Annotated in this window: 20 protein-coding genes and 1 pseudogene; 10 read left to right on the forward strand and 11 right to left on the reverse strand. The window is 52.5% G+C overall.

The annotated features are described in order from the left end of the window. Positions 1-64 precede the first annotated feature (64 nt). Positions 65-499: a GatB/YqeY domain-containing protein gene (locus DPQ22_RS05230; RefSeq protein ID WP_150214097.1), complete on the reverse strand. Its 435-nt coding sequence runs from the start codon at positions 497-499 to the stop codon at positions 65-67. Between the two features lie 372 nt (positions 500-871). On the opposite strand from DPQ22_RS05230, the gene carA reads away from it, so the two are divergent. The 4 genes from carA to DPQ22_RS05250 all read left to right on the forward strand — a co-directional run bounded on the left by carA (position 872) and on the right by DPQ22_RS05250 (position 3,765). Beyond that, the gene (gene carA, locus DPQ22_RS05235; RefSeq protein WP_150213844.1) at positions 872-2,098 is read left to right on the forward strand and encodes a glutamine-hydrolyzing carbamoyl-phosphate synthase small subunit; all 1,227 of its coding nucleotides are present in this window, start codon (positions 872-874) and stop codon (positions 2,096-2,098) included. A 267-nt stretch (positions 2,099-2,365) separates the two neighbouring features. Next, entirely contained in the window at positions 2,366-2,767 is a 402-nt protein-coding gene (locus tag DPQ22_RS05240; protein ID WP_150213847.1) for a (R)-mandelonitrile lyase, read from the forward strand. Positions 2,768-2,944: 177 nt separating this feature from the next. Next, the gene (locus DPQ22_RS05245; protein ID WP_150213849.1) at positions 2,945-3,265 is read left to right on the forward strand and encodes a hypothetical protein; all 321 of its coding nucleotides are present in this window, start codon (positions 2,945-2,947) and stop codon (positions 3,263-3,265) included. Next, complete coding sequence (locus DPQ22_RS05250; RefSeq protein ID WP_150213851.1) at positions 3,262-3,765, forward strand: hypothetical protein; 504 nt, start codon at positions 3,262-3,264, stop codon at positions 3,763-3,765. The genes DPQ22_RS05245 and DPQ22_RS05250 overlap by 4 nt, the downstream gene beginning before the upstream one ends. A 15-nt stretch (positions 3,766-3,780) precedes the next feature. On the opposite strand, the gene ypfJ is transcribed toward DPQ22_RS05250, so the two are convergent. Next, positions 3,781-4,686 carry a KPN_02809 family neutral zinc metallopeptidase gene (ypfJ, locus tag DPQ22_RS05255; protein WP_150213853.1) on the reverse strand — a complete coding sequence of 302 codons (906 nt, stop codon included), beginning with the start codon at positions 4,684-4,686 and terminating at the stop codon, positions 3,781-3,783. A 305-nt stretch (positions 4,687-4,991) separates the two neighbouring features. Between ypfJ and carB the strand changes: the two genes are divergently transcribed. Then, positions 4,992-8,966 carry a carbamoyl-phosphate synthase large subunit gene (carB, locus tag DPQ22_RS05260; RefSeq protein ID WP_246681501.1) on the forward strand — a complete coding sequence of 1,325 codons (3,975 nt, stop codon included), beginning with the start codon at positions 4,992-4,994 and terminating at the stop codon, positions 8,964-8,966. Between the two features lie 50 nt (positions 8,967-9,016). On the opposite strand, the gene DPQ22_RS05265 is transcribed toward carB, so the two are convergent. Next, complete coding sequence (locus DPQ22_RS05265) at positions 9,017-9,943, reverse strand: hypothetical protein (protein ID WP_150213855.1); 927 nt, start codon at positions 9,941-9,943, stop codon at positions 9,017-9,019. A 13-nt stretch (positions 9,944-9,956) separates the two neighbouring features. Further along, positions 9,957-11,021 (reverse strand): thymidylate synthase, encoded by a 1,065-nt coding sequence (locus DPQ22_RS05270; protein ID WP_150213857.1) that lies wholly within the window; start codon positions 11,019-11,021, stop codon positions 9,957-9,959. 233 nt (positions 11,022-11,254) lie between these two features. Between DPQ22_RS05270 and typA the strand changes: the two genes are divergently transcribed. The 5 genes from typA to DPQ22_RS05295 all read left to right on the forward strand — a co-directional run bounded on the left by typA (position 11,255) and on the right by DPQ22_RS05295 (position 15,913). After that, a complete protein-coding gene (gene typA, locus DPQ22_RS05275; protein WP_150213859.1) occupies positions 11,255-13,102 on the forward strand; it encodes a translational GTPase TypA in 1,848 nt (615 codons plus the stop codon). An 82-nt stretch (positions 13,103-13,184) separates the two neighbouring features. Continuing rightward, the gene (gene ppa / locus DPQ22_RS05280) at positions 13,185-13,712 is read left to right on the forward strand and encodes an inorganic diphosphatase (protein WP_150213861.1); all 528 of its coding nucleotides are present in this window, start codon (positions 13,185-13,187) and stop codon (positions 13,710-13,712) included. A 233-nt stretch (positions 13,713-13,945) separates the two neighbouring features. Continuing rightward, a complete protein-coding gene (locus DPQ22_RS05285; protein WP_150213863.1) occupies positions 13,946-15,004 on the forward strand; it encodes a type I restriction endonuclease in 1,059 nt (352 codons plus the stop codon). 255 nt (positions 15,005-15,259) lie between these two features. Beyond that, the gene (locus DPQ22_RS05290; protein ID WP_150213865.1) at positions 15,260-15,550 is read left to right on the forward strand and encodes a YggT family protein; all 291 of its coding nucleotides are present in this window, start codon (positions 15,260-15,262) and stop codon (positions 15,548-15,550) included. A 45-nt stretch (positions 15,551-15,595) separates the two neighbouring features. Next, positions 15,596-15,913, forward strand: coding sequence for a DUF167 family protein (locus DPQ22_RS05295; protein ID WP_150213866.1), 318 nt, complete (start codon positions 15,596-15,598; stop codon positions 15,911-15,913). A gap of 471 nt (positions 15,914-16,384) precedes the next feature. On the opposite strand, the gene DPQ22_RS05300 is transcribed toward DPQ22_RS05295, so the two are convergent. The 7 genes and pseudogenes from DPQ22_RS05300 to DPQ22_RS05330 all read right to left on the reverse strand — a co-directional run bounded on the left by DPQ22_RS05300 (position 16,385) and on the right by DPQ22_RS05330 (position 23,159). Continuing rightward, positions 16,385-17,113, reverse strand: coding sequence for an RNA pyrophosphohydrolase (locus DPQ22_RS05300; RefSeq protein WP_320411419.1), 729 nt, complete (start codon positions 17,111-17,113; stop codon positions 16,385-16,387). A 28-nt stretch (positions 17,114-17,141) separates the two neighbouring features. Continuing rightward, positions 17,142-18,470: pseudogene (locus tag DPQ22_RS05305) on the reverse strand (S41 family peptidase); the annotation flags it as partial. Between the two features lie 62 nt (positions 18,471-18,532). After that, a complete protein-coding gene (locus DPQ22_RS05310; protein ID WP_150213870.1) occupies positions 18,533-19,768 on the reverse strand; it encodes a murein hydrolase activator EnvC family protein in 1,236 nt (411 codons plus the stop codon). 115 nt (positions 19,769-19,883) lie between these two features. Next, entirely contained in the window at positions 19,884-20,366 is a 483-nt protein-coding gene (gene rlmH / locus DPQ22_RS05315; protein ID WP_150213872.1) for a 23S rRNA (pseudouridine(1915)-N(3))-methyltransferase RlmH, read from the reverse strand. Positions 20,367-20,420: 54 nt separating this feature from the next. Further along, positions 20,421-20,861 (reverse strand): ribosome silencing factor, encoded by a 441-nt coding sequence (gene rsfS / locus DPQ22_RS05320; protein WP_150213874.1) that lies wholly within the window; start codon positions 20,859-20,861, stop codon positions 20,421-20,423. Between the two features lie 145 nt (positions 20,862-21,006). Next, on the reverse strand, positions 21,007-21,756 hold the full coding sequence (locus DPQ22_RS05325; protein WP_150213876.1) for a nicotinate-nucleotide adenylyltransferase: 750 nt from the start codon (positions 21,754-21,756) through the stop codon (positions 21,007-21,009). 17 nt (positions 21,757-21,773) lie between these two features. Then, complete coding sequence (locus DPQ22_RS05330) at positions 21,774-23,159, reverse strand: DUF882 domain-containing protein (protein WP_150213878.1); 1,386 nt, start codon at positions 23,157-23,159, stop codon at positions 21,774-21,776. Positions 23,160-23,205: the final 46 nt, after the last annotated feature.

The raw sequence follows: 23,205 nt of genomic DNA on the forward strand, positions 1-23,205 counted from the left end.
ATAAAAGCGCATTAACCCGCCGGTTCATGCGCTTTTTGCCTGTTGCCGTTTAAAAAGCGGCCTGTTATTGCAAAGCCTTGCGGACAAGCGCCCCGGCTTTGGCAAAATCCATCTGGCCGGGATAAAGCTCTTTCAGTTGCGCCATTACCCGCCCCATATCGCGCAGAGACAAAGCCTCATTATCGCTCAAAGCCTTGTTCACCGCTTTCTGCATTTCTTCATCGCTTAGCTGGCGCGGCAAAAAAGCAGCTATAACAGCTATTTCCTGGCGTTCTTCCGCTGCCGGCTCGGGGCGGGCAGCCTCTTCATAAATCCTGGCAGATTCCTCACGCTGTTTTATCATGCGCGCCAGCAATCCCTGTATTTCAGCATCATCGGCAACCGGCCTGCCAATACCGCGATTGGCAATATCACGATCTTTTATCGCCGCATTAACAAGCCGCAGGGTAGAAAGCCTGAGCCTGTTCTGCTCTTTCATCGCCGTTTTTAAATTTTCCATAATTTGATCGCGTAAAGACACTGCAACCGCTACCTTTCTGCCTTGATTCTCTTTAAGCTCAGCCCGGGCGCCAGCCTATACAGGTTTTGCCGGCTTAAAGCAAAACTTATTATTAGCGGCTTTGTTCCCCTCAAAGCCGGGTTTGCCCCTGTTCTTTCTTAACAGCCGGGGCAAAATACCGCCCTTTGCCACCCCGGCCGGGCGGCAAATTTTCGGCATAAACAGGCTTTATCTGTTTATTATACCCATATTCTTATCAGCTCAACCGGTCGCATAGCGGGAACAGGCTTTATCTTTTTTGATAAAGCACTATAATGCCGGCCTCAGCCGGATAAATTATACCCTGACTCCCTTTATATAAGAAAGCGTTTAATGACACAGCCAGCCCATAAAAAAAGCACCGGCTGGGTGCAGACAAAACCAACTGCATTGCTGGTTTTGGCCGATGGCACGGTGATTGAAGGCAAAGGTGCCGGCGCACAAGGCAGCGCTGTGGCGGAATTATGCTTTAATACTGCCTTGACCGGCTATCAGGAAATTTTGACAGATCCCTCTTATAGCGGGCAGATTGTGGTTTTCACTTTCCCGCATATTGGCAATACCGGCGCGAACGGCGAAGATACGGAAATTTTAAACCCGGCGCAGCGCCATGGCGCTGTCGGCGCGGTTTTTAAGGCGGATTTGTCTCCCCCCTCCAGTTACCGCGCTACTGAAGGCCTTGATCAATGGCTTGAAAAGCGCGGTATTATCGGCCTGAGCGGGGTTGATACCCGTGCTTTGACCGGCTTTATCCGCGAAAAGGGCGCGCCCAATGCCGTTATTGCCCATAATGCCGCCGGCACATTTGATATAGAGGATTTGCGCCGAAAGGCACGGCAATGGCCGGGGCTTGTCGGGCTGGATCTGGCGTGGGAGGCCGGCTGCGGCCAAAGCGCCGCCTGGCGGGAAACGCCGTGGCAGTGGAATCACGGCTATGGTGAAGAAAGGCAGGGGCGCTATCATATTGTCGCCGTGGATTACGGCATTAAGCGCAATATTTTGCGCCTTTTAGCCGGGCTTGGCGCCAAAGTAACGCTCATGCCCGGCACCGGCACGGCGGCCGATATTCTGGCGCTAAAGCCGGACGGCATTTTTCTTTCCAACGGCCCGGGTGATCCGGCAGCCATGCGCGCTTATGCCGTGCCGATGATTCAGGCGCTGCTGCAAAGCGGTATCCCACTTTTCGGTATTTGCCTCGGCCACCAGTTGCTGGCGCTGGCCGGCGGCGGGCAAACGCTGAAAATGCGCCAGGGGCACCACGGCGCCAATCACCCGGTCAAGGATAAAAACACCGGCAAGGTGGAAATTGTCTCCATGAATCACGGTTTTGCGGTTGATGCCGCCAGTCTGCCGGCAGAATTTGAAGAAACCCATATTTCGCTGTTTGACGGCTCTAATTGCGGCATTCGCCTCAAAGGCCGGCCGGTCTTTTCGGTGCAGCACCACCCGGAAGCCTCGCCCGGCCCGCAGGACAGCCATTATCTCTTTCGTCGTTTTCTCGATCTGATAAAGGCGCATAAAACGCAATCGGGCAAAAGCGCCCCAATAGCGGCTCAATAGCCGGCGGCGAAACCATAAACCGGCGGGAAAAAGCAGCGCGGGCGGCCGGAAGAGACGGCGCTCCGGAAAAGGTCTTTACGGCTTTGCGCCGGCTGGGCGCGCCTATTTTTGCCAGCCACAACGGCTCTCTCCTGCCGCAGGGCGGGCGCCCCTTTCTCTATGGACATATTTATGCCTTTTTGGCAGCCAAGACTGGCCTGGCGTTTTTGGCGCCGGCCTATAGAGGCACTTTGGCCGGAATGATGCGCTATTTCAAGGAGAGAGAAAATGAAAATTATTCGCAGCGGCACGCAGGCCTCAATTTCCCCTATGCCGGCAGAATGGTTTACCGGCACAGTGCGCTATGACCCGATGCTGGCCGTGCCGGAAGGCAGTGATCTGGGCTTTGGTCATGTAACCTTTGAGCCGAAGGCGCGCACGCATTGGCATACCCACCCGAAAGGCCAGGCCTTGATTGTGACTTTCGGCTGCGGCCGGGTAGCACGCGAAGGCGGTAAAATTGAAGAAATCCGTCAAGGCGATATTGTCTGGTTTCCCGCCGGGGAAAAACACTGGCATGGCGCCGCGCCCGATTGCGCCATGAGCCATTACTGTATCCAGCAGGAAGAGAATGGCAGCCCGGTAAAATGGCTGGAGCCGGTCTCTGACGCGCAATATAATGGCGAATAACAGCCCGTTTTCTCTACTTCTTTACAGGCCTGCCCGGCTCTCTCGCCGGCGGGCTTTCGCTTGCAGGCATATTATGGCCTGAATTGCGCTCTTTACTTTCTCTTCATAGATACAACCTATTTTGGGGTGAGCTGTAACCATATTATTATCAGACAATAATCCCGGCTGGAGGGTATTATGGATAAGGGACATAGCGCCGCTATGCTGACAGAAACGCAAGCAAAAGCCCTGAAACCTGACATTTTACAGCAATTACAGAAGATTTATGTCGGAATGGATATAACCGATATTGATTTGCACCCCGATGAAGGTTTTGACGGTGATCCGATTTTACGCGTTTATATAAGTTACAAAGGGGAAATACCGGATAAAGGCGGCACGCGGGCGGCAGCCATTAACAGCATTAGAGATATTTTGCAGGGAAAAGATGATTTCAGCTTTCCGGTTATGACCCTCATACCGCAAAAAAATGTCCGGAAAAGAGGGCGTGTGGCGTGAAAACGGGCAAGGGGTTGCATCAGAGTTTGTTGAAAGTCGCTGATGATTTGCTGCAAATGAACAAGCGGCGCCCGCAAGAGGCGCATTTGCGCCGGGCTGTCAGTTCAGTTTATTATGCTTTGTTCCATTTTTTAGCGCAATTATGCGCCGACAGTTTTATCGGCACGCAAGGGGCAAAAAACCGCAGTAATCAAGCCTGGCGGCAGGTTTATCGCAGTCTGGAGCATGGCCCGGCCAGAAAGGCCTGTGAGCAATGTCAGGGAAAAACTTTTCCGGAGGAAATTAGAAATTATGCAGCCTTATTTGTCGAATATCAGCAAAAACGGCATGATGCCGATTATGATCCCCATGCCAATACAACCAGGAAAGATTTTACCAAAGAGGAAATTATATCTATGATCGAGCAGGCAAAACAGGCTATTCAAGAAATGAAAGCTCTCTCTTCAAGCGATCTCAGAGCTTTTTCAGCCTTTGTCTTGCTCAAACCGCCGCGCCGATAAACCGCCCTGCCCCTCTCAAATCTTGCCGGTTATAGTGTCGCAGCTTTGGCGGCTGCCGGATTGAAGCCCGCGGTTAAACCAGTAAGCGCGCTGGGTTGAGGTGCCGTGGGTAAAACTATCGGGGACAGTATAGCCTTGTGACACTTTCTGCAGATTGTCATCGCCGATTTTATGCGCGGCATTTAGTGCCGACCGAATATCATTTTTTTCGGTAACACCCTGTTTTTTCATATAATTTGCCCAGATTCCGGCATAGCAATCGGCCTGCAATTCCAGCCGCACTGTCAATATATTGGCGGTTTTCTCATCGGCATTATTACGCTCACTGTCTATTTCGTCCAAAGTGCCGTCCAGGCTTTGAATATGGTGCCCCACTTCATGGGCAATAACATAAGCAGCAGCGAAATCGCCCGGGGCAGAAAATTCTTTCGCCAGCTGATCAAAAAAACTTTCATCAAGATAAATTGTGCTGTCATTGGGGCAATAAAAGGGGCCAATAGCATTTGTCGTCGTGCCGCAGGCAGAGCGCACCGCAGTGCGGTATAAAATCAGCTTCGGCTCATCATAAGCATGGCCTTCCAGGCCCAGAACCTGCGTCCAGACATCTTCTGTCTCAGCCAGCACAACCGAAACAAATTGCAGACGGCGTTTTTCCTCAGCCCGCTTTTGTGCGGTTTGCGCCGTTTGCTGCCCGGCTCCCTGCAGAAAGCGGTTCTTAACCTCGGGAAACAGGCCAAAACCCAGAAAGGCGATAATAAGCAGCGTCACTCCGGCAATCAACATCCATTTGCCGCCGCCGCGGGCAAATATCCCGGCTGCTGCCGCACCCAGACCGACACGCGCGCCGATTTCGGCATTAGAGAGCATTTGATCGCGCTGGTCTTTTACATTATTGCTCTGGCGCTCAGCTTCCCAGCGCATTGCCGCCTCCTTATCTGTCTGCTCGCTATAAAGCGCCGGCAAGTTTGCTCTTGCAGAAATAGGGCGCGCAGCGGTGAAGGCAAAGGGCAGACACAGGCGGGCAGCGAAAGCCGCCTCTATCAAACAGGCGGTTTAAATTGCGCCCCGCCCGGCAAAAGCCGCAGAAAATTGTAAAAAGGCGGTAATAAGGACTTACTTTTATGAGCTTTCCTGTTTATAAAGCGGCCTTGGCTGATAATTATACTTATGTCACCCAGGCAAAGCCTGAATAGCAGCCGCCAAAACAGGCGGCGCGCGGAGATATTATGCCAAAACGCCTCGATATAAAATCTGTCCTGATTATCGGCGCCGGCCCGATTATTATCGGCCAGGCCTGTGAATTTGACTATTCCGGCACCCAGGCCTGCCGCGCTTTGAAGGAAGAAGGCTACCGCGTTATTCTGGTCAATTCCAACCCCGCCACCATTATGACCGACCCGGATCTGGCGGACGCAACCTATATAGAGCCGATTACGCCGGAAATTATTGCCAAAATTATTGCCAAAGAGCGGCCGGACGCTTTATTGCCGACCATGGGCGGGCAGACCGCCCTCAACACCGCTTTATCGCTGCAAAAAATGGGGGTTTTGGAGCGCTATCAGGTAGAGATGATCGGCGCCACAGCGCAAGCCATTGACAAAGCAGAAGATCGGGCGCTGTTTCGCGAGGCTATGGCCAGAATCGGGCTGGAAACGCCGCGCTCTATGCTGGCCAATGCCGCTGAAATCAAAGCCGAAGAGCGCCAGAGGCATGAAGAACAGCGCCAGGCCCTACAGGCGGAGTATAAAGACCAACCGCTTGCGCAAAAGCTGGAAGAGCTGGAAACGGCCTGGCAGCGCGATTCCGCCCGGCGCAAGCAGCGTTATCTGGATCACGCTCTCGGCCTTGCCGGCAAGGCTTTGGAGCATGTCGGCCTGCCGGCGATTATCCGCCCGTCCTTCACGCTGGGCGGCACCGGCGGCGGCATTGCCTATAACCGTGCCCAGTTTTATGAAATTGTTGAAAGCGGGCTTGAAGCCTCTCCCACTACGGAAGTTTTGATTGAGCAAAGCGTATTGGGGTGGAAAGAATATGAAATGGAAGTTATCCGCGATAAAGCGGATAATTGTATTATTGTCTGCTCGATTGAAAATCTTGACCCGATGGGCGTGCATACCGGCGATTCCATCACCGTTGCCCCGGCTATGACCCTGACCGATAAAGAATATCAGATCATGCGCAATGCCGCTATTGCCGTGCTGCGCGAAATCGGGGTAGAGACCGGCGGCTCCAATGTGCAATTTGCCGTTAATCCGCAAGACGGCCGGCTGATTGTCATTGAAATGAATCCGCGCGTGTCGCGCTCTTCCGCGCTGGCTTCCAAGGCCACCGGTTTCCCCATTGCCCGCATTGCCGCCAAGCTGGCTGTCGGCTATACGCTGGACGAGCTGGAAAACAGCATTACCGGCGGTGCCACGCCCGCTGCTTTTGAGCCGAGCATTGACTATGTCGTCACCAAAATCCCCCGCTTTGCTTTTGAAAAATTCCCCGGCAGCAGCTCGGTTTTAACCACAGCGATGAAATCGGTGGGGGAAGTGATGGCGATTGGCCGAACTTTTCAGGAATCGCTGCAAAAAGCCTTGCGCGGGCTGGAAACAGGCTTGAGCGGCTTTGATGAAATCGCTATCCCCGAATATGAAGAGGCCGATGCCGCCAATGCCGTTAGCGCGGCGCTGAGCACGCCGACACCCGACCGCCTGCGCTATGTGGCGCAGGCTATGCGTCTGGGTTTTACTGTGGCGGAAATTCACCGCGCCAGCCATATTGACCCATGGTTTCTCGAGCAGATTGCCGGCATTATCGCCATGGAAGAGCAGGTGCGCGCTTTTGGCCTGCCGCAAGATGCGCAAAACATGCGGCGGCTCAAGGCCATGGGCTTTGCCGACAGCCGGCTGGCAACCCTGGCCGGAGCAAGCGCGGCAGACGTAGCGGCCTTGCGGCAAAGGCTGGGGGTAGTGCCTGTTTTCAAGCGCATTGACACTTGCGCGGCAGAATTTGCCTCGCCTACCGCTTATATGTATTCCACTTATGAAGAGCCGCTGGCCGGTGTGGCGCATGATGAAGCGGCCGTTTCCAGCCGGCGCAAAGTGGTGATTTTAGGCGGCGGCCCCAATCGTATCGGCCAGGGGATAGAATTTGACTATTGCTGCTGCCATGCCGCTTTTGCCCTGCGTGATGCCGGCTTTGAAGCGATTATGATTAACTGCAACCCGGAGACTGTGTCGACCGATTATGACAGTTCCGACCGGCTGTATTTTGAGCCGCTGACGGCGGAAGATGTGCTGGCGGTGCTGGAAGCGGAGCGGCAAAAGGGTGAGCTTGTCGGCGTGATTGTGCAATTTGGCGGGCAAACGCCGCTCAAACTGGCGCAGGCGCTGGTCGAAGCCGGCATTCCAGTGCTTGGCACTGCGCCGGACGCGATTGATCTGGCAGAAGATCGCGATCGTTTTCAAAAGATGCTGGTGCAGCTTGGCCTGACCCAGCCGAAAAACGGCATTGCCCACTCGCTGGCGCAGGCGCGCGCTGTCGCCCGCAAGCTTGGTTTTCCGCTGGTGGTGCGGCCTTCTTATGTTTTGGGCGGCCGCGCTATGCAGATTATCCGCAATGAAGCGGCACTGCACAATTATTTGCTCAATATTGTGCCGGAACTGCTGCCGGAAGCGCTGAAAGCCGCTTATCCGCAGGAGCAGCAGGCGCAGATAGATCATTTGCTGAAGCGTAACCCGCTGCTGTTTGATACTTATTTAACGCAGGCAGTGGAAATTGATGTTGATTGCCTGTGTGACGGTGATACTGTATTTATAGCCGGCTTGATGGAGCATATTGAAGAAGCGGGCATTCATTCCGGCGATTCCGCCTGCTCGCTGCCCGCTTATGGCTTAAGCGCAGAAGTGGCGGCGGAAATAGCGGCGCAGACAGAGCGGCTAGCCAAAGCGCTGGGTGTCGGCGGGCTGATGAATGTGCAATTTGCCGTGCAAGACGGGGTGATTTATGTGCTGGAAGTTAACCCGCGCGCCTCGCGCACTGTGCCTTTTGTCGCCAAAGCTACCGGCCGGCCGGCAGCCAAAATCGCCGCCCGCATTATGGCGGGCGAAAGCCTGGCGCAAGCCATGGCTGCTTACGCCCCGGGCTTGGCGGCCTTGGCAACAACAGCCGGCAGCGCGGTTGAGGGTGGCACGGCAAACAGTGGCGCTACAGCAGCGCGGCAAGAGGCACCAACCGGAAACGCCGCGGCAGTGGCAACAGGTGCGGCAGCAGCTAAAGGTGCCGCCATAAACAGAGCCGCCGCCTCCTCAGCGCAGCCCGCCGCTGCGGCTCAAGCCGCAGCTAGAGGCACCGCCATAAACGGAAACGCTGCAGCGGCAGCAGCAAGCGAGAGCGGCCCCAAAAAGAGCAAAGCAGCAGCGGTAACCGGAAGCACTGTGACAGCAGCAACCGCTAAAGCAGCGCCGGCAGCCGGCAGCAAGGCAAATCAGGATTCTCCCCTAAACGGAGATGCTATAGCGGCGCAGCAGGCAGCGGGTAACAAGACAGCAGCCAGCGGAGCTGCCGCCCCGGTTTGGGCAGCGGTGGCAAATAAAGCGACAGCAGGGAAAGCAGTTCCGCCGACCGTTTTAGCGCACCCCGCAGCAAAGCGGCGGCATTTCGCGGTGAAGGAAGCGGTTTTTCCCTTTGCCCGCTTCCCCGGGGTTGATACTATGCTGGGGCCGGAAATGCGCTCTACCGGCGAGGTTATGGGGCTGGATTATGACTTTGCCCGCGCTTATGCCAAAGCGCAACTGGGCGCCGGGGTAGACCTGCCGCAAAGCGGCACAGTGTTCATTTCGGTGCGCGGGGCCGACAAAAAGCGGGCGCTGGCTGTCGCACAAAAACTGGCAAAACTGGGCTTTAAGCTGCTGGCCACCCAAGGCACGCAGGCCTTTTTAGCCGAGCACGGTGTTAAAGCAGAGCGGATAAACAAGGTGCTGGAAGGTCACCCGCATGTCGAAGACGCGCTGTATAACCGGCAAATCCAGCTGCTGATTAACACGACCGACACAGCCGGCAATCTCTCGGATTCCAAATCTATCCGCCTGGCGGCCTTGCACCAGAAAATCCCCTATTGCACCACCATCGCTGCGGCGGAAGCAACGGCGGAAGCCATAGCAGCTATCCTCGCCGCCCCCCTCACTCCCCGCCCCCTACAGGAATATATTGGGTGAAAGAAAGCCTTCTTCCTCAAAATGGCTAAACTGAAATCGTTTATGCTGTTTCACCCACTGAAGCGCTGGTAATAGTCGGAATTTTTCTGCCAGTTACACAAGGAATCTTCTGACACTTGCATACCGACATTAAGATATTTATCCAGCTCTAAAAGGTCACTATCCAAATCCTTGGCACTGCGGCTAGAGTCCCTATTATTATCAAACAATAAGCGCGCTCCTTTCAGCGGACCGGTGGCACCTTGTAAATAAGCAGAATCCGGCTCAATAGGGATAATCCCTAATTTCCCCAGCATAGTGAGGTAGTCAAACCGCCCGAGCCGGCCAAACCCCATTACCTTGCGCATATCCTGATATAAATAGCGGAATAGTTCCCTTGGATTTTTATTATGATTTCTTGCCAAAAAAGCCTGCCAGCCGCCCAAGCTCTGAACCCAATCGACATAAGTTCTGAAAACTTCTGCTGTTCCTCTATTGGAGTTTGGATTTAAACTCTCATATTTCCTGTGATTACTAAACTTCTCTCCGCTTAAATAAGCCTGATTGTTTAAAAGCCAGTCGTGGAATACCTCAGGATTCGCGCTAATAGTCTGCCAGTCCCATAAATGCCCTGCATTCCCGCCGCTATAAACCTTCTTTGCCAGAGACCAACCATTTTTTGCATGTTTGCCAAAATGCGTTGCCAGAAAAACCAGCCAGCAGGCTTCATCAATATTGCCCAGGCGGTTTTGCATGACAGCCGCTTTTAGCGGATCAAAATAAGGCTGTGCCGGATAAATAATATTTCGGTTGTAAGATTTATCACGGAGAATATAGCAATATTCAATTCGCCTGAGGCTATCCACTATCTGCGCAGCCAATGTATTTATGCGCAACGGCGTATCCAGCCCTCTCAAAATCTGTGGTTTTCCCTCATCTCTTAATCTTGTAAGAAGGTTAGCAAAATAGGTTATTCTTTCCTGTCTTTTTGCACTCATAACTCCCCAACTTTCACAAATTTAACGATAATTGCTTATCCGTATCTTTGCTATTACTAACCTTCTTTATTTGGTTGCTAATAAAATTTTCATATACTTTAGAAGACATTCCATTTCTTAATTTAACAATTTTCTTTTTTAAGCTGGTGCTTTCTTCTGTTTTTTGCTGACTCAATAAAAATTTTAATTCTAAAATTCTTGTAATATCCTGCCAATAGGAAGCGATATTTATGTCGTTTAGCCTCGGAATCTTTTTCTTCAGGCGCAAAAAACGCTCTTTTTCCAGCAACCATTGCATTCCGTCATAAGGATTGCCTTGCGGCATAGGTGGCATCGACAATATATCCCGGCATGGCTCTTTACAAAATTTTCGAACACATTCTTCATTTTTCTTATAAATATGCAGGCTCCCTACATGGTGAGAATATATGCCGACCTTATTATCCACGCTGCGGGCAATATATTCCTGCAAAAAAGTAAAAGCAAATACATCATGTGGCAGCCCTATATAAGCATCATTTGAGCGCATATAAACAATCATATCAAGCACATTATTACGCGAGAAAAATTGCATTATGCAAGTGCACGGCACATCGTCTTTATTTTTCTCAATGTCGGATTTATCAAAAAGCTGTATTACCGCTTGTCGTGTTGTGGCCTTGGCTCTCAGCATATCAATGACAGCTTGAACCTGGCATTTAGACACAAATAAATCAGCCTGGCTTTCCGATAAGATTCCACCGCCAAACAAGCGCGGGCCATAAGCTCCGCCGGCGGTCGATATTTCTTTCCCGGCCTTTATAAATTTTCTGTAGTCACGGATATAATATTCTATAAATTTCAGCTCATCACTGCCGGAGAAATACCATAATGTCTCCCCTAAACAACTAAAAAACACTCCCCCTCTATCTTTGTTTCCGCTAAATCTGGCTAAAGGATTTTTTAAATTCAGAACGATATTCCTGCATTCGCGGCATGAGCCTTTGCTGGCTTTTATATCTGCGCCGTGTTTTAGTATATAAGGGTAGATTTTATTGAGTAACGCATCTAAACTGTTTTCCGTATAATGTTTTGACATGAGCGCCTCATAATAAAATATCCCGTTATTTTATCTTTTTTAATCATAGCAAACAATAAAATTTTAATAATTGTCCTCTTTTGAAACAATTTGGCCGCTTAATAAAGCACTCTGTTTTAAGGGCTATATTTTTGCCGGGAAATGGGTTATAAGCCGCTGCAAGCTTCGGTGCCGCGGTTTCCCGCCGGCCTTAATGTTATTTATCGCCTGTTTTGAAAAGAAGAATTACCCTTATGCAGTTGCGCAATATTGCCATTATCGCCCATGTTGACCATGGCAAAACCACGCTTGTGGACGAACTTTTAAAGCAATCCGGCATGTTCCGCGATAATCAGCGCACTTCTGAGCGCATGATGGATTCTAACGATATTGAGCGGGAGCGCGGCATTACCATTCTCGCCAAAGCCACCTCAGTCGTCTGGCATGACCCACATAGCGGTCAGGATACCCGCATTAACATTGTCGACACGCCCGGCCACGCCGATTTTGGCGGTGAGGTAGAGCGTATCCTCAATATGGTGGACGGCGCCATTGTGCTGGTCGACGCCGCCGAAGGGCCGATGCCGCAGACCAAATTTGTCGTCAGCAAGGCGCTCAAAGTCGGCCTCAAGCCCATTGTCGCCGTTAATAAAATTGACCGCCCCGATGCCCGCCCTGATGAAGTGATTAACGAAGTCTTTGACCTCTTCGCCGCGCTCGGCGCCACAGACGAGCAGTTGGATTTCCCCATTCTTTACGGCTCCGGCCGCGGCGGCTATATGGCGGAAGAGCTGGACGGGCCAAAAAATGAAGGCCTGGCGCCTTTATTCAATCTGGTTATCCGCCATGTGCCGGCGCCGCGTGTTTATCCCGGGCCGTTTTCCATGATTGGCACTATTTTAGAGGCCGATCCCTTTCTCGGCCGCATTATTACCGGCCGCATTCACTCCGGCACAATTAAGCCGAATCAGAGCGTTAAAGTCTTGTCGCCAACCGGTGAGTTACTAGAAAATGGCCGTATTTCCAAAATTCTGGCCTTTCGCGGGCTGGAGCGGCAGGCGATTGAAGAAGGCGCGGCCGGCGATATTGTCGCCATTGCCGGGCTGCAAAAAGGCACAGTGGCCGATACTTTCTGCGATCCGGCGGTAAATGAGCCATTGCAGGCGCAGCCGATTGACCCGCCGACTGTGACTATGAGCTTCCTTGTCAATGACAGCCCGCTGGCCGGCACAGAGGGCGATAAAGTGACCAGCCGCACTATCCGCGAGCGGCTGCTGAAAGAGGCGGAAGGCAATGTTGCGCTGAAAATTGAAGAATCGCATGATAAGGATTCCTTCTATGTTTCCGGCCGCGGCGAACTGCAGCTTGCCGTGCTGATTGAAAATATGCGGCGCGAAGGCTTTGAGCTTGGCGTTTCCCGCCCGCGGGTGGTGATGCAGCAAAACGAAGCTGGGGAAATGCTGGAACCGGTGGAAGAAGTTGTTATTGATGTTGACGAAGATTATTCCGGCACAGTGGTGCAGAAAATGTCGGAGCGCAAGGCCGAAATGGTCGAGTTGAAGCCTTCCGGCGGCGATCGGGTGCGCATGGTGTTTTACGCGCCGACCCGCGGCCTTATCGGCTATCAGTCAGAGCTGTTGACGGATACGCGCGGCACAGCGGTGATGAACCGGCTGTTCCATGCTTATCAACCATTTAAAGGGGAGATGCCCGGGCGCAGCAATGGCGTGATGATTTCCAATGATAATGGCGAATCGGTAGCCTATGCCCTGTTTAATCTGGAAGATCGCGGGCCAATGGTGATTGATGCCGGGGTGAAAGTCTATCAGGGCATGATTATCGGCATTCATTCGCGCGATAATGATCTGGAAGTTAATGTGCTGAAAGGCAAAAAGCTGACCAATATCCGCGCCGCCGGCAAAGATGAAGCGGTCAAGCTGACCCCGCCGGTAAAAATGACGCTGGAGCGTGCTTTGTCGTGGATAGAGGCAGATGAGCTGGTGGAAGTGACACCAAAAAGCATTCGCCTGCGCAAGCTCTATCTCGACCCGAATGAGCGCAAGCGTTTTGAAAAAAGCCGCAATAATGCGGCCGCAGAATGAATATGGCGGCGCGGCGGTTTTGTGCAGTGGTGCCGGCGGGGCAAAGGATAAGCAGGAATGGGGGTAAAAGAAAGGGAAGCAAATGAATCTTGAGGCGATAGCTATTGGCAAAAATGTGCCGAATGATGTCAATGTGGTGATTGAAGTGCCGCTCAATAGCCAGGTCAAATATGAGCTGGATAAAAAATCCGGCGCCTTGTTTGTCGATCGCTTTCTGTTTACGCCCATGGTTTATCCCGGCAATTACGGCTTTATTCCCCATAGCCTGTCGGAAGATGGCGACCCGACTGATGTGCTGGTTGTCGGCTCGCGCCCGCTTCTACCCTGCTCGGTGATCAATGTCCGGCCGATTGGCGCGCTGTTAATGGAAGATGATGGCGGCAAGGACGAAAAAATTATTGCCGTGCCCACGCCCAAGCTGACACAGATTTACGATAAAACAGAATCTTATAGCGATTTGCCGGAAATTTTGCTGAAGCAGATTGAGCATTTCTTTGCCCATTATAAAGATCTGGAGCCGGGCAAATGGGCTAAAATCCATGGCTGGAAAGATAAAGCCCACGCACAAAAGCTGATACAGGAAGCCATAGAGCGCGCTAAAAAGGCTTAAAGCGTGCCGGCGGATTGCAGCAGAGAGAGGCTGCGGCCTCTCTTTTATATTTTCCGCATAGGCGGGCAAGATTTTCTAAATAAAAATGCAATTTTTAATAAGAAACTGTTAATAAGCCGAACAGGCGCGGAATTGGGCCTTTCTCTTGCAGTCTCTATCTTCTACATCTCCCAGACAGGCTCGGCTATTTTGAAATCGGGTTTAAACACTTAAGCAGCGGCGGGAGAACTTCAATGGAGCAGATAGAAGATATATTAAAGACACTGGCAGCGAGGATAAAGAATCACGCCGAGACAATACAGACGGAAGAAGCGGTCAAAACCTCCATTATCCTGCCTTTTTTGCGGGCTTTGGGTTATGATGTTTTCAACCCGCTGGAAGTTATCCCCGAATTTACGGCCGATGCTGTTGGCAAAAAGGGGGAGAAAGTTGATTACGCCATATTTTCTGAAAACGAAGTGCGTATATTGATCGAGTGCAAAGCCCTTTCCAGCCCGCTTGAGACAAAGCATTTAAGCCAATTATATCGCTATTTCAGCGTAACAAATGCCAAATTCGCTATTTTGACCAATGGCCGCTATTTTCAGTTTTACACGGATCTGGACGAAAAAAACAAACTTGACGCAAGGCCGTTTTTTACCTTTGACATTACGGAATATAATGCCAATACCGTCAATGAGCTGAAGAAATTTGAAAAAAGAGCCTTTGATATTGACACGATTTTAGCTACGGCAGAGCGTCTGAAATATACATCGGGCATAAAGCAGAATATTCTAAAAATTATGGAAAATCCGCCGGAGAATTTCGTCCGCCTGGTTTGCGCCGATATATATGGAGGGAGGCTGACCGCCAATGTGCTGGAAATGCTCTCACCGCTGACAAAAAACGCTTTCAGGGAAATTATCACGGAACTTGTCCAAAGCCGCTTATCTTCGGCTTTAAACGACACTTCTGCGACCGATGAAAAACTGGACAAAGCTGCCGATAGCGCCAATGATTTGGAAATCATAACAACGGAAGAAGAAATAGAAGCGCATATGATTGCCAAAAATATTGCCAGAGAAATTATTTCCGTAGAGCGGGTTGTTATGCGCGATGCCAAATCCTATTGCGCCATTTTGCTGGACAATAATAATAGAAAGCCGCTTATCAGACTTTATTTTAATGCCAAAATAAAGCGTATCGGTCTGTTTGATAAAGAGAATGAAGAAAAAATTGAAATTGAAACCATTGATGATATTTATAAATATGCGGATTCTATCAAAAACGCAGCGCAAAAATATCTGCAATAGGGGAAATTAACCTGCGGGCTCTGAAATTGCGGCCAGCTTATAGCCGGTTATATATATTTCGCGCTTTAAGGCCATAAAAGCCGCCAGCCGGTTTCGTTTGCGTCTGGTTCTATTATTTACTGCTCCATATCTTTGTGACTTTTTTAACCGGATCAGGCTAATATCGGGGGTGCACTATTTGCTTAAAGCGCTTTACAAAAGGGGGCGCCGGCGGTGCCGTGCGCTATATAAAAGAGAGAATCAGGAGCCTCTTAAATGTATGCCTTATTTAAAACTATTGATCTTGTGTTGAATTTTTATCTCTTTGTCTTGATTGGCGCTGCTGTTTTTTCATGGCTTTATGCTTTTCATATTGTCAACCCGCATAATAATGTGGTGCGCATTATCGGCCGCTTTTTCTATTCCATGACCGAGCCTGTCTTAAAGCCGATACGCCGCGTTTTGCCTAATTTCGGTTCGGTTGATATTTCACCTTTAGTGGTTTTTCTTATTATCTTTTTTATCCAGAATTTTATGTGGAGCACAATTTATCCGCTTTTCGTCTGATTGCCGGGCAGGAATAAGGCTGTCGGGGCAGGTAAAGGCGGTTATATGGAAGCAGGCACATTTTACCGGGAAGAAAAAGACGGGCTGGCGCTTTTTGTCCGGCTGACGCCAAAGGCAAGGCAAGACGCCGCGGCCGGCCTGTTTACCCAGGAAAACGGCAAATGCTGCCTTAATATCCAGTTGCGCGCTGTGCCCTCAAACGGCGAAGCGAATAAAGCGCTGATTCAATTTTTAAGCAGGAGCCTGAACATAGCGGCGCGTGATATTGCGCTTATTCGCGGCCACACGGCGCGCTTTAAACACCTGGCCTTGCGGGGTGACAAACAGGCTCTGGCAGCAAAACTCGCCGCTTTGGCAAGCTGATATTTTGCCCGCGCCGGCGGCAAATAATATTATCTTGCCGGTTCTCTTGCGCAAGCTGTTCTATTAGTTTTAAAAATCATAGAATTCTTTGGCAAGCCTCTCTCAATGATGAGCAAACAGAGCATAAAACTGCTGCGCAAGCGCTATGGCCGCCAAGCGCGGCCCTATTGATAACCAGCATGATGCCGGGCTATTAGCCGATGGTCTGGATAAAGCTTTTGCAACGATTTTTGCCCGCGGCCGCAACAGGCCGGGCAGCGCGGGGTATAGACTGAGCTATAAAACCCGCTTCAAGAAAAACAATGACAAGCATAAGCCGGTTTTTATAGCTCAGTCTATACCCCGCGCTGCCCGGCCTGTTGCGCCCTTATCCATACCACTGCTACAGTGGAAGACAAACCGCCTCCCCCTTGGCATTATTGTATTCTCAGCTCAGATAGTTTTCGGCCTGGAAAAAGCAGGATAACAGCATTATTGCCCCCCAGCCGAGCGATGCAGCTCTGCCGCTATCGGCGCAAATTCGGCCGCCACCTGCCGATAAATATCATGCTTGAAAGCAACAATATCCTCAATTATGGCCGCCAAATCGCGCCATTCCCAAATATCGAATTCCGTCTCATTGCCCGCCGGGGGCGGATTCACGGCGATTTCACTTGTCTCACCGGTAAATAAAAAAGCAAACCATTTTTGTGTCTGGCCGCGATAACGGCCGCCCAGCGGCTTTTTCCCCCGCTTGCCGGCCAATAATTCCGCCGGCAATTCATAAGACAGCCAATTTTTTGCCTCGGCCAGAAATTCGGCAGATTTTACCCCCGTTTCTTCCCATAATTCCCGTTTTGCCGCCGCCAGCGGAACCTCCCCTGCTTCAATCCCGCCTTGCGGTAATTGCCATAAGCCTTTTGCCGCATTTGGCAGCAGGCTGCCGGCATGACGGCGGCGCCCCACCCATACACGGCCTTGCCGGTTAAACAGGGCAATGCCGACACAAGGCCGCAATGGCAGCGGCGCTTTTTGCCCGGATTTTATTGTGTTCATAACCGCCTTACCCTGTTTGCCCGGCCCCGGCGCCGGCGCCGCAATCATAGCCGCCGACCCCAATCGCTGAAAAACCACGCCGGTGCGGCATGGACAAAACGCTTTGATAAAACCATTATTCGGTTTTATGCTCCGTTTCACCGGCACCGGCTTTACCACCGACATTATCCGGCTTGCCCAGCATAGCCTGTTTCAAGACATCTTTATTGGGATCAGGCGGAAAAGCAGGGTTTTTCTCTACTCCCTGCAATAATTTCACCGCGTTTTGCAACTGTATATCGTCCTTGGCCGAGAGCGGCACATAAGCGGCCGATCCGGAGCCTTTATCTGTCTCTTCATTGCCTTTAATATGCCCCTGCAATTCCGATTCACCAAAATTAACGTCATAACCCTGTAAATCCTTGGGCAAAGGCTGCTCTATTTTAATATCCGGGGTTATGCCCTTGCCCTGAATAGAGCGTCCGGAAGGAGTGTAATAAAGCGCCGTTGTCAAACGCAGGGCGCCATTATCCCCCCCCAATGGGATAATAGTCTGCACACTGCCTTTGCCAAAAGACTGCGTGCCCAGAATAGTGGCGCGGCGATGATCCTGCAAAGCGCCGGCGACAATTTCCGAAGCACTGGCCGACCCGCCATTTATCAACACAATAACCGGCTTGCCATGGGTTAAATCACCGGCGCGGGCATCATAGCGGATAATATCACCGGGATTGCGCCCGCGAATAGAAACCACCTCGCCTTTATTCAGAAAAACATCAGAGACCGCCACTGCCTGATTAAGCAGACCGCCGGGGTTAAGGCGCAAATCAACAATATAACCTTTCAGCCGGCTTGCCGGCACTTTAGCCTGAATATCGGCAATAGCTTTGGTCAAGTCTTCATAAGTGCGGCCGGTAAACTGGCTAATGCGCAAATAGCCGACATCACCGCCTTCAATACGGTATTTCACCGCTTTCACCTTGATAATAGCGCGTTTCAGGCTAATATTTATCGGCTTGTTAACGCCTTTGCGCACCAGAGTCAGCTTGACTTCTGTCCCGGCTTTGCCGCGCATTTTATCAACCGCATCGGTCAAATTCATGCCGCGGACAGGTTTGCCGTCAACCTTGACAATCAAATCGCCGGCCTGAATGCCGGCTTTGGCCGCAGGCGTATCATCAATCGGCGCGATAACCTTGATACTATCTTTATCGGTTGTCACTTCCAGCCCCAAACCGCCAAATTCACCTTTTGTTGTTTCGTTCAAATCTTTTGAGGCTTCACTATTCATATAAGAGGAATGCGGATCAAGCGAAGTTAACATGCCGTTAATGGCATTTTCGACCATTTTTCTGTCGTCGGGTTTGGTGACATATTGCATACGCACGCGCTCAAATACATCGCCAAAAAGGGCAAGACTGCGATAAGTCCCGGCATTATCGTCTATAGTGACAGTTTTGGGAGCAGCAAAAGAATGCACCATAATCATGGAAGCCGCGCCCAATAGAGCACCAGCCAGAACAAATTTCATTTTACGAAACATCGGCCTTCTTTCTTCCCTTTGTTTGTCACTTTTCTGCTGCGGCTCACCTGCGGTGCGGCACTTTATTGCGGCTGCCCGGCCTGACGCATTTTTTGCCGCGTTGCCGCCCACCACAAAGCGGGGTTAACCGGTTTGCCGTCTTTCCTTATTTCCATATAAAGCTGCGGCGCCGCCTTATTTACCATAAAACCGCCTTTATCGGCAAGCAGCAGCTTTTCCATACTCCCCACCGGTTCACCTTGCAACAGGAATTGCTCCGGTGCAACATGAATTTGCGCCATGCCGGCCAAAATAATATAATAATTTTCGCCGGCATCAATAATGACAAGCTGGCCGTAAGAGCGAAACCGCCCGGCATAACGCACCACGCCTTCTGCCGGCGCCAGCACCATGGCGGCCGGCGCTGTTTCAATAATTTCACCCTGTGACAATTTGCCCCCCACTGTTTGGCCGAAACCGGCCAGCCGCCGCCCGGCAACCGGCCGCGGCAGCAGCCCGCGCAAGGTTGAAAACGGCACTTCTATTTGCATTTGCCCCGGCGCGGCACCCGTGCCGGGGGAGGCTGTCTGTTTGCTGATTTCACCCAGTAAATCCTGCAAATTCTGCACTTTTTCCGCCAGTTTTTTGCGACTTTTCTCTTCTTCCTGCAAATTTTGCTGCTTTTGCCTCTGTGCGCGCTTTTTTTCTTCCAGCAATAAAGCAAGGCGCCTATGCTCATCGGCCTGTTTTTCACGCGCCTGACGCAAATGCTCCTGCGCCTCGTTAGCCGCAAGCTCTAATTGTTCAAGCGCCGCCAAATCCGCCTGCACGGCCTCTGCTTTAGCCCGCATTTGCGGCAAAAGCGCGCCCAGCAGCACTGCGGCCTGCAGCGATTGCCGCCTGTCCTCAGTGCGGACAAAAATTACCGGCGGCGGGCTAAGACCCAGTTTTTCCAGCCCGGCCAGAATTTCTGCCGTTTCCGCCTGTCTTGCAGTCAAAACCTTTTGCTGTTGCTGCTGTTGCTGCGCCAAAACATGTAAATGCTCCAGCCCGGCGGCAATTTCATCGCTATAAGACTGCTCTTTGCCGGCGGCAGCGGCCAAAGCACGGCTCAAACGCTTTTGATCCTGGCTCAGCGCCTGCACTTCAGCCTTGTATGCAGCGCTGCGTTCGGTTGAAAGCTGTAAATTACGGCGCGCCTCAGTCAAAATTGATTGTTTCTCAGCCTGCTTCTGATTGCTCTCTGCCGGTTTGTCGCCGGCAGAGACAGCCGGCGCGACAAATAAAAAAGCCGCCGCTGCAATCACTGCTGCCGACAAACCCGCCGCCCTGGAAAGGCCGCAGGCGGCGCGGCGCTTACACGCTTTATACAAAGCAGCCTGTCGCTCTTTTTGCCCGGTCACATAAACAGCCTTTAATACAATACCGGCCACCTTAATCGCGATGATAGGGGTGGCCCGCCAAAATCAGCGCCGCGCGGTAAAGCTGCTCTGCCAGCATGATACGCGCCAGCCGGTGCGGCCAGGTCATGGCGCCGAAAGCCAGCATTATATCGGCCTCTCCCCGCATGGCTTCAGCAAAACCGTCCGGCCCGCCCAGCGCCAGCAGCAGATTTTGCTGCCCTTTATCCCGCCATTGCTGCAAATTCCGGGCAAAAGCGCGGGAAGACAGGTTTTTGCCGCGCTCGTCCAACAGCACCAGCAGGCAGCCCCGCTTCCGGCCTGCCTGCAAGGCGGCGGCTTCTTCTTCCTTTCGCTGCTCCGGCGTGGGAGCGCGACTTTCGCCAATATTATGCACACCGTCAAACTGCAAACCCACAAGCGCCCCCGCTTTGGCAAAACGCTCAGTATAAAGATCTGCCAAATCGGCCTCTGCCCCTTTTTTCAGGCGCCCAACGGCAAAAATCGCAATATGCATCGGAATACGGCTTTCACTTCAACTATTTTCCGGCTTGAGCAGCATAATTATCTATTACGCCAGATCTTCTGCCACATTGACCAGCCCATTATCAGGCTCCCACATTGTCTCCAGCCGGTAAAAAGCGCGAATTTCCGGGCGGAAGAGATGCACAATAATATCGCCGGCATCAATCAAAACCCAGTCACCGCTGCCCAGACCCTCAGCCCTGACAGGGCCTTTGACCCGGTTTTTCAGCATTGCTGCCAGCCGGTCGGCCAGCGCCGCCAAATGCCGTGACGATGTGCCGGCGGCAATCACCATATAATCAGCCAGCGCCGAACGGGCGGCAATATCCAGCACGACAATATCTTCGCCTTTGCCTTCTGCCAGCAAGGCGCAAATCGCTGCCAGCAAAACCTGCACTTCGCCCCTCTCTTCCCCCTGCTGCCTGATTTCAGGCCGCCTTTCCCGGCCTGTCCCGGCGGTTTTTGCCTGTGCTGCGCCTGTTTTCATATTTGTCCCTGGTTTTGCTGTTGCATTTCCTCATCTCTCTATTGCCTGCGCCGCGGCCTTGCACAGGCAACCCTGTCTATATAGGTGCGCCCGGCACCGGCTGCAAGTTTGCCCTGAACCCGGCCGGCCGCCGGCGCTATCGCTTTTATATATTTTTAAGGCCGTTTTTTGGTTTTGCCCGTGCTTTACAATCTTGCGTCTTGCGGCTTTGCCGCAGCATAGTGGAAGATAAAGGCGAGCGCCGCCCGTGAATAAACAGCCAGGCCGGCGCCTTTTGCTCGGCCAGTGTTGCTGCGGCTTTCTCACTCACCCGGGCGGCGGCAAATTCCCGCGCTGCCGGCGCTTTATCTGCGGCGCTGAAATTGGGGCGGTCAATCACCGCCAGCGGCAATGTCTGCATAATCTGCCGCCAATCCTGCCATAAATGGAAATCAGCCAAATTATCCGCCCCCATTATCCAGACAAAATGCGTGTGCGGATTAGCCTGCACAATAAAGCGCAGCATAGCGGCTGAATTCTTTGCTGCCAGCGCCGCTTCAAACGCTGTTACTTGAATGCGCGGATCGGTTATCAAGGCCCGGCTTGCGGCAATACGCTGCGGCAGCGGCGCCAGCCCGGCTGTATCTTTCAGCGGATTGCCGGGAGAAACAAGCCACCATAAAGTGTCCAGCCGCAAATATTGCAAGGCTGTTTCCGCCACCAGCAAATGCCCTTCATGCGGCGGATTAAAGGAACCGCCATAAAGACCGACAGCCTTGCCTTTTGTGCCCCCTATTATGCCTTTTGCGCCGGCTCCCTGTCCGGCAGAGTGTGAATCACGCTCAGGCGGCAGCCCCTTATCCTTTAAAGGCACGGCCAGATAGTGTGCCGCCACATTTGCTGCAACAGGCGCCATTATGCTGTTCCTTTTTCCTATCCCGGGCGATCAGCGGCGAAAATCATTGGCGCCGTTCCTTTAGCCTTGTGCCCGCTTTTGTTTTTGGCTCGCGGCAGGGGGATATAAGGCAGGGGTGCAGTCTCCCCCCGCACTGCCGCCAGCGCCCCGGTTTTATCCTGCCCGGTCGGCCGCGCCTGCGGCAGCGGCACAATGACCGCTATTATCCGGGGTTTGGCCTTATTGCTGCTATCATTCCTGTCGCTGCGGCCGGCCTCACCATTTTCGAGCGGCAGCGGCCTGGCCGCGGGGATTGGCACAATATCGCTTAAAGCCTGCAAGGCCCGGTTACCCAAAACCGCCCCCGCCCTGTCAAGCGGGGCATAAGCCAATAAAGCATTGCCGCTCTCCTCCATATCGGCCGCCGCCTTGAATTGCGGCACAGGGATAAAGGCCGTTTTCATATCGGCTTCGTCAAACACATCTTCCGTTTCCGGCCCAAAAGGCTTTGCTGCAACCGGTATCGGCACCCGGCCGGAGGCAAAGCCGGCCAAAACCGGTGCCGGCGCTGCTGCCATTTCCACTGCGGCCGGCGGTAAGGCTGCCATGCCGCTGCGGCCAGGGGGCAGGCGGCCGTCTGCCGCTACCAGGGTGACCTGCTGCGGCGACAGCCCGCCAAACAAAACCCGGCTCGACAAAACCGGCACTGCCGCGGCGCCGCGCTGTCTATAATCGGCTGCGGCCTCCTGATAATGAGCAAGAGGTCTGCCGTCATTGGGCACATGCAGGCTTTTGCCGTCAGGAAACAAAGCAGCCAGCGCCTGCCGGCTCATACGCGGCCAATGGCGCACCTGACCGACATCAACATGCACAAAGGGAGAAGCAGAGGCAGGGTAATAGCCAATGCCGCCGCCCTGCAATTTTAGCGCCACGGCGCGCAAATAGGCGGGGTTGACATCAGGCAGATAAAAATCCATTGCCTGGCCTTCCATATGGCGGCTATGCCGGGCAACAGTGCCGGCGGGAGAAGCCAGACGCAGCATGGCATTAGTCTGCGGCGAACGATAGCCCGAAACCGCATGAATATAGTCTTTTGAGCCGCTTAGCTGATAAATTTGCCAGATAAGGTCAAACAGGCGGGGATCCATATTGACCGCCTCATTGCGCCGCCAGTCGCGCAGCAAATAATCAAGCCGTTTCAACCCGCTGCGCACATAGCGGCCGTTTTTTTTAAAAACGACATTATCTCTTTCCTGCGTGTGCACAAAATAAATTTTCAGCGATCGTATCTCCCCGCCCCCATATGGCCGCGCCAAAGCCCTGTGAGAGAGAAAAAGGCAGACAAATCCCGCCAGCAGCCAAAAAACAGCGGCCGGCACCATGCTGCCGCAGCGCCGCTTATCGCTAAAAAAACAACCCGCCATATACGCCTGAACCCTTGACCGGCAGCCGGAGCTGCCGCCTTACCCA

Origin of the sequence: Candidatus Tokpelaia sp., assembly GCF_008636115.1 — a bacterium.
Classification (GTDB): Bacteria; Pseudomonadota; Alphaproteobacteria; order Rhizobiales; family Rhizobiaceae; genus QLZD01.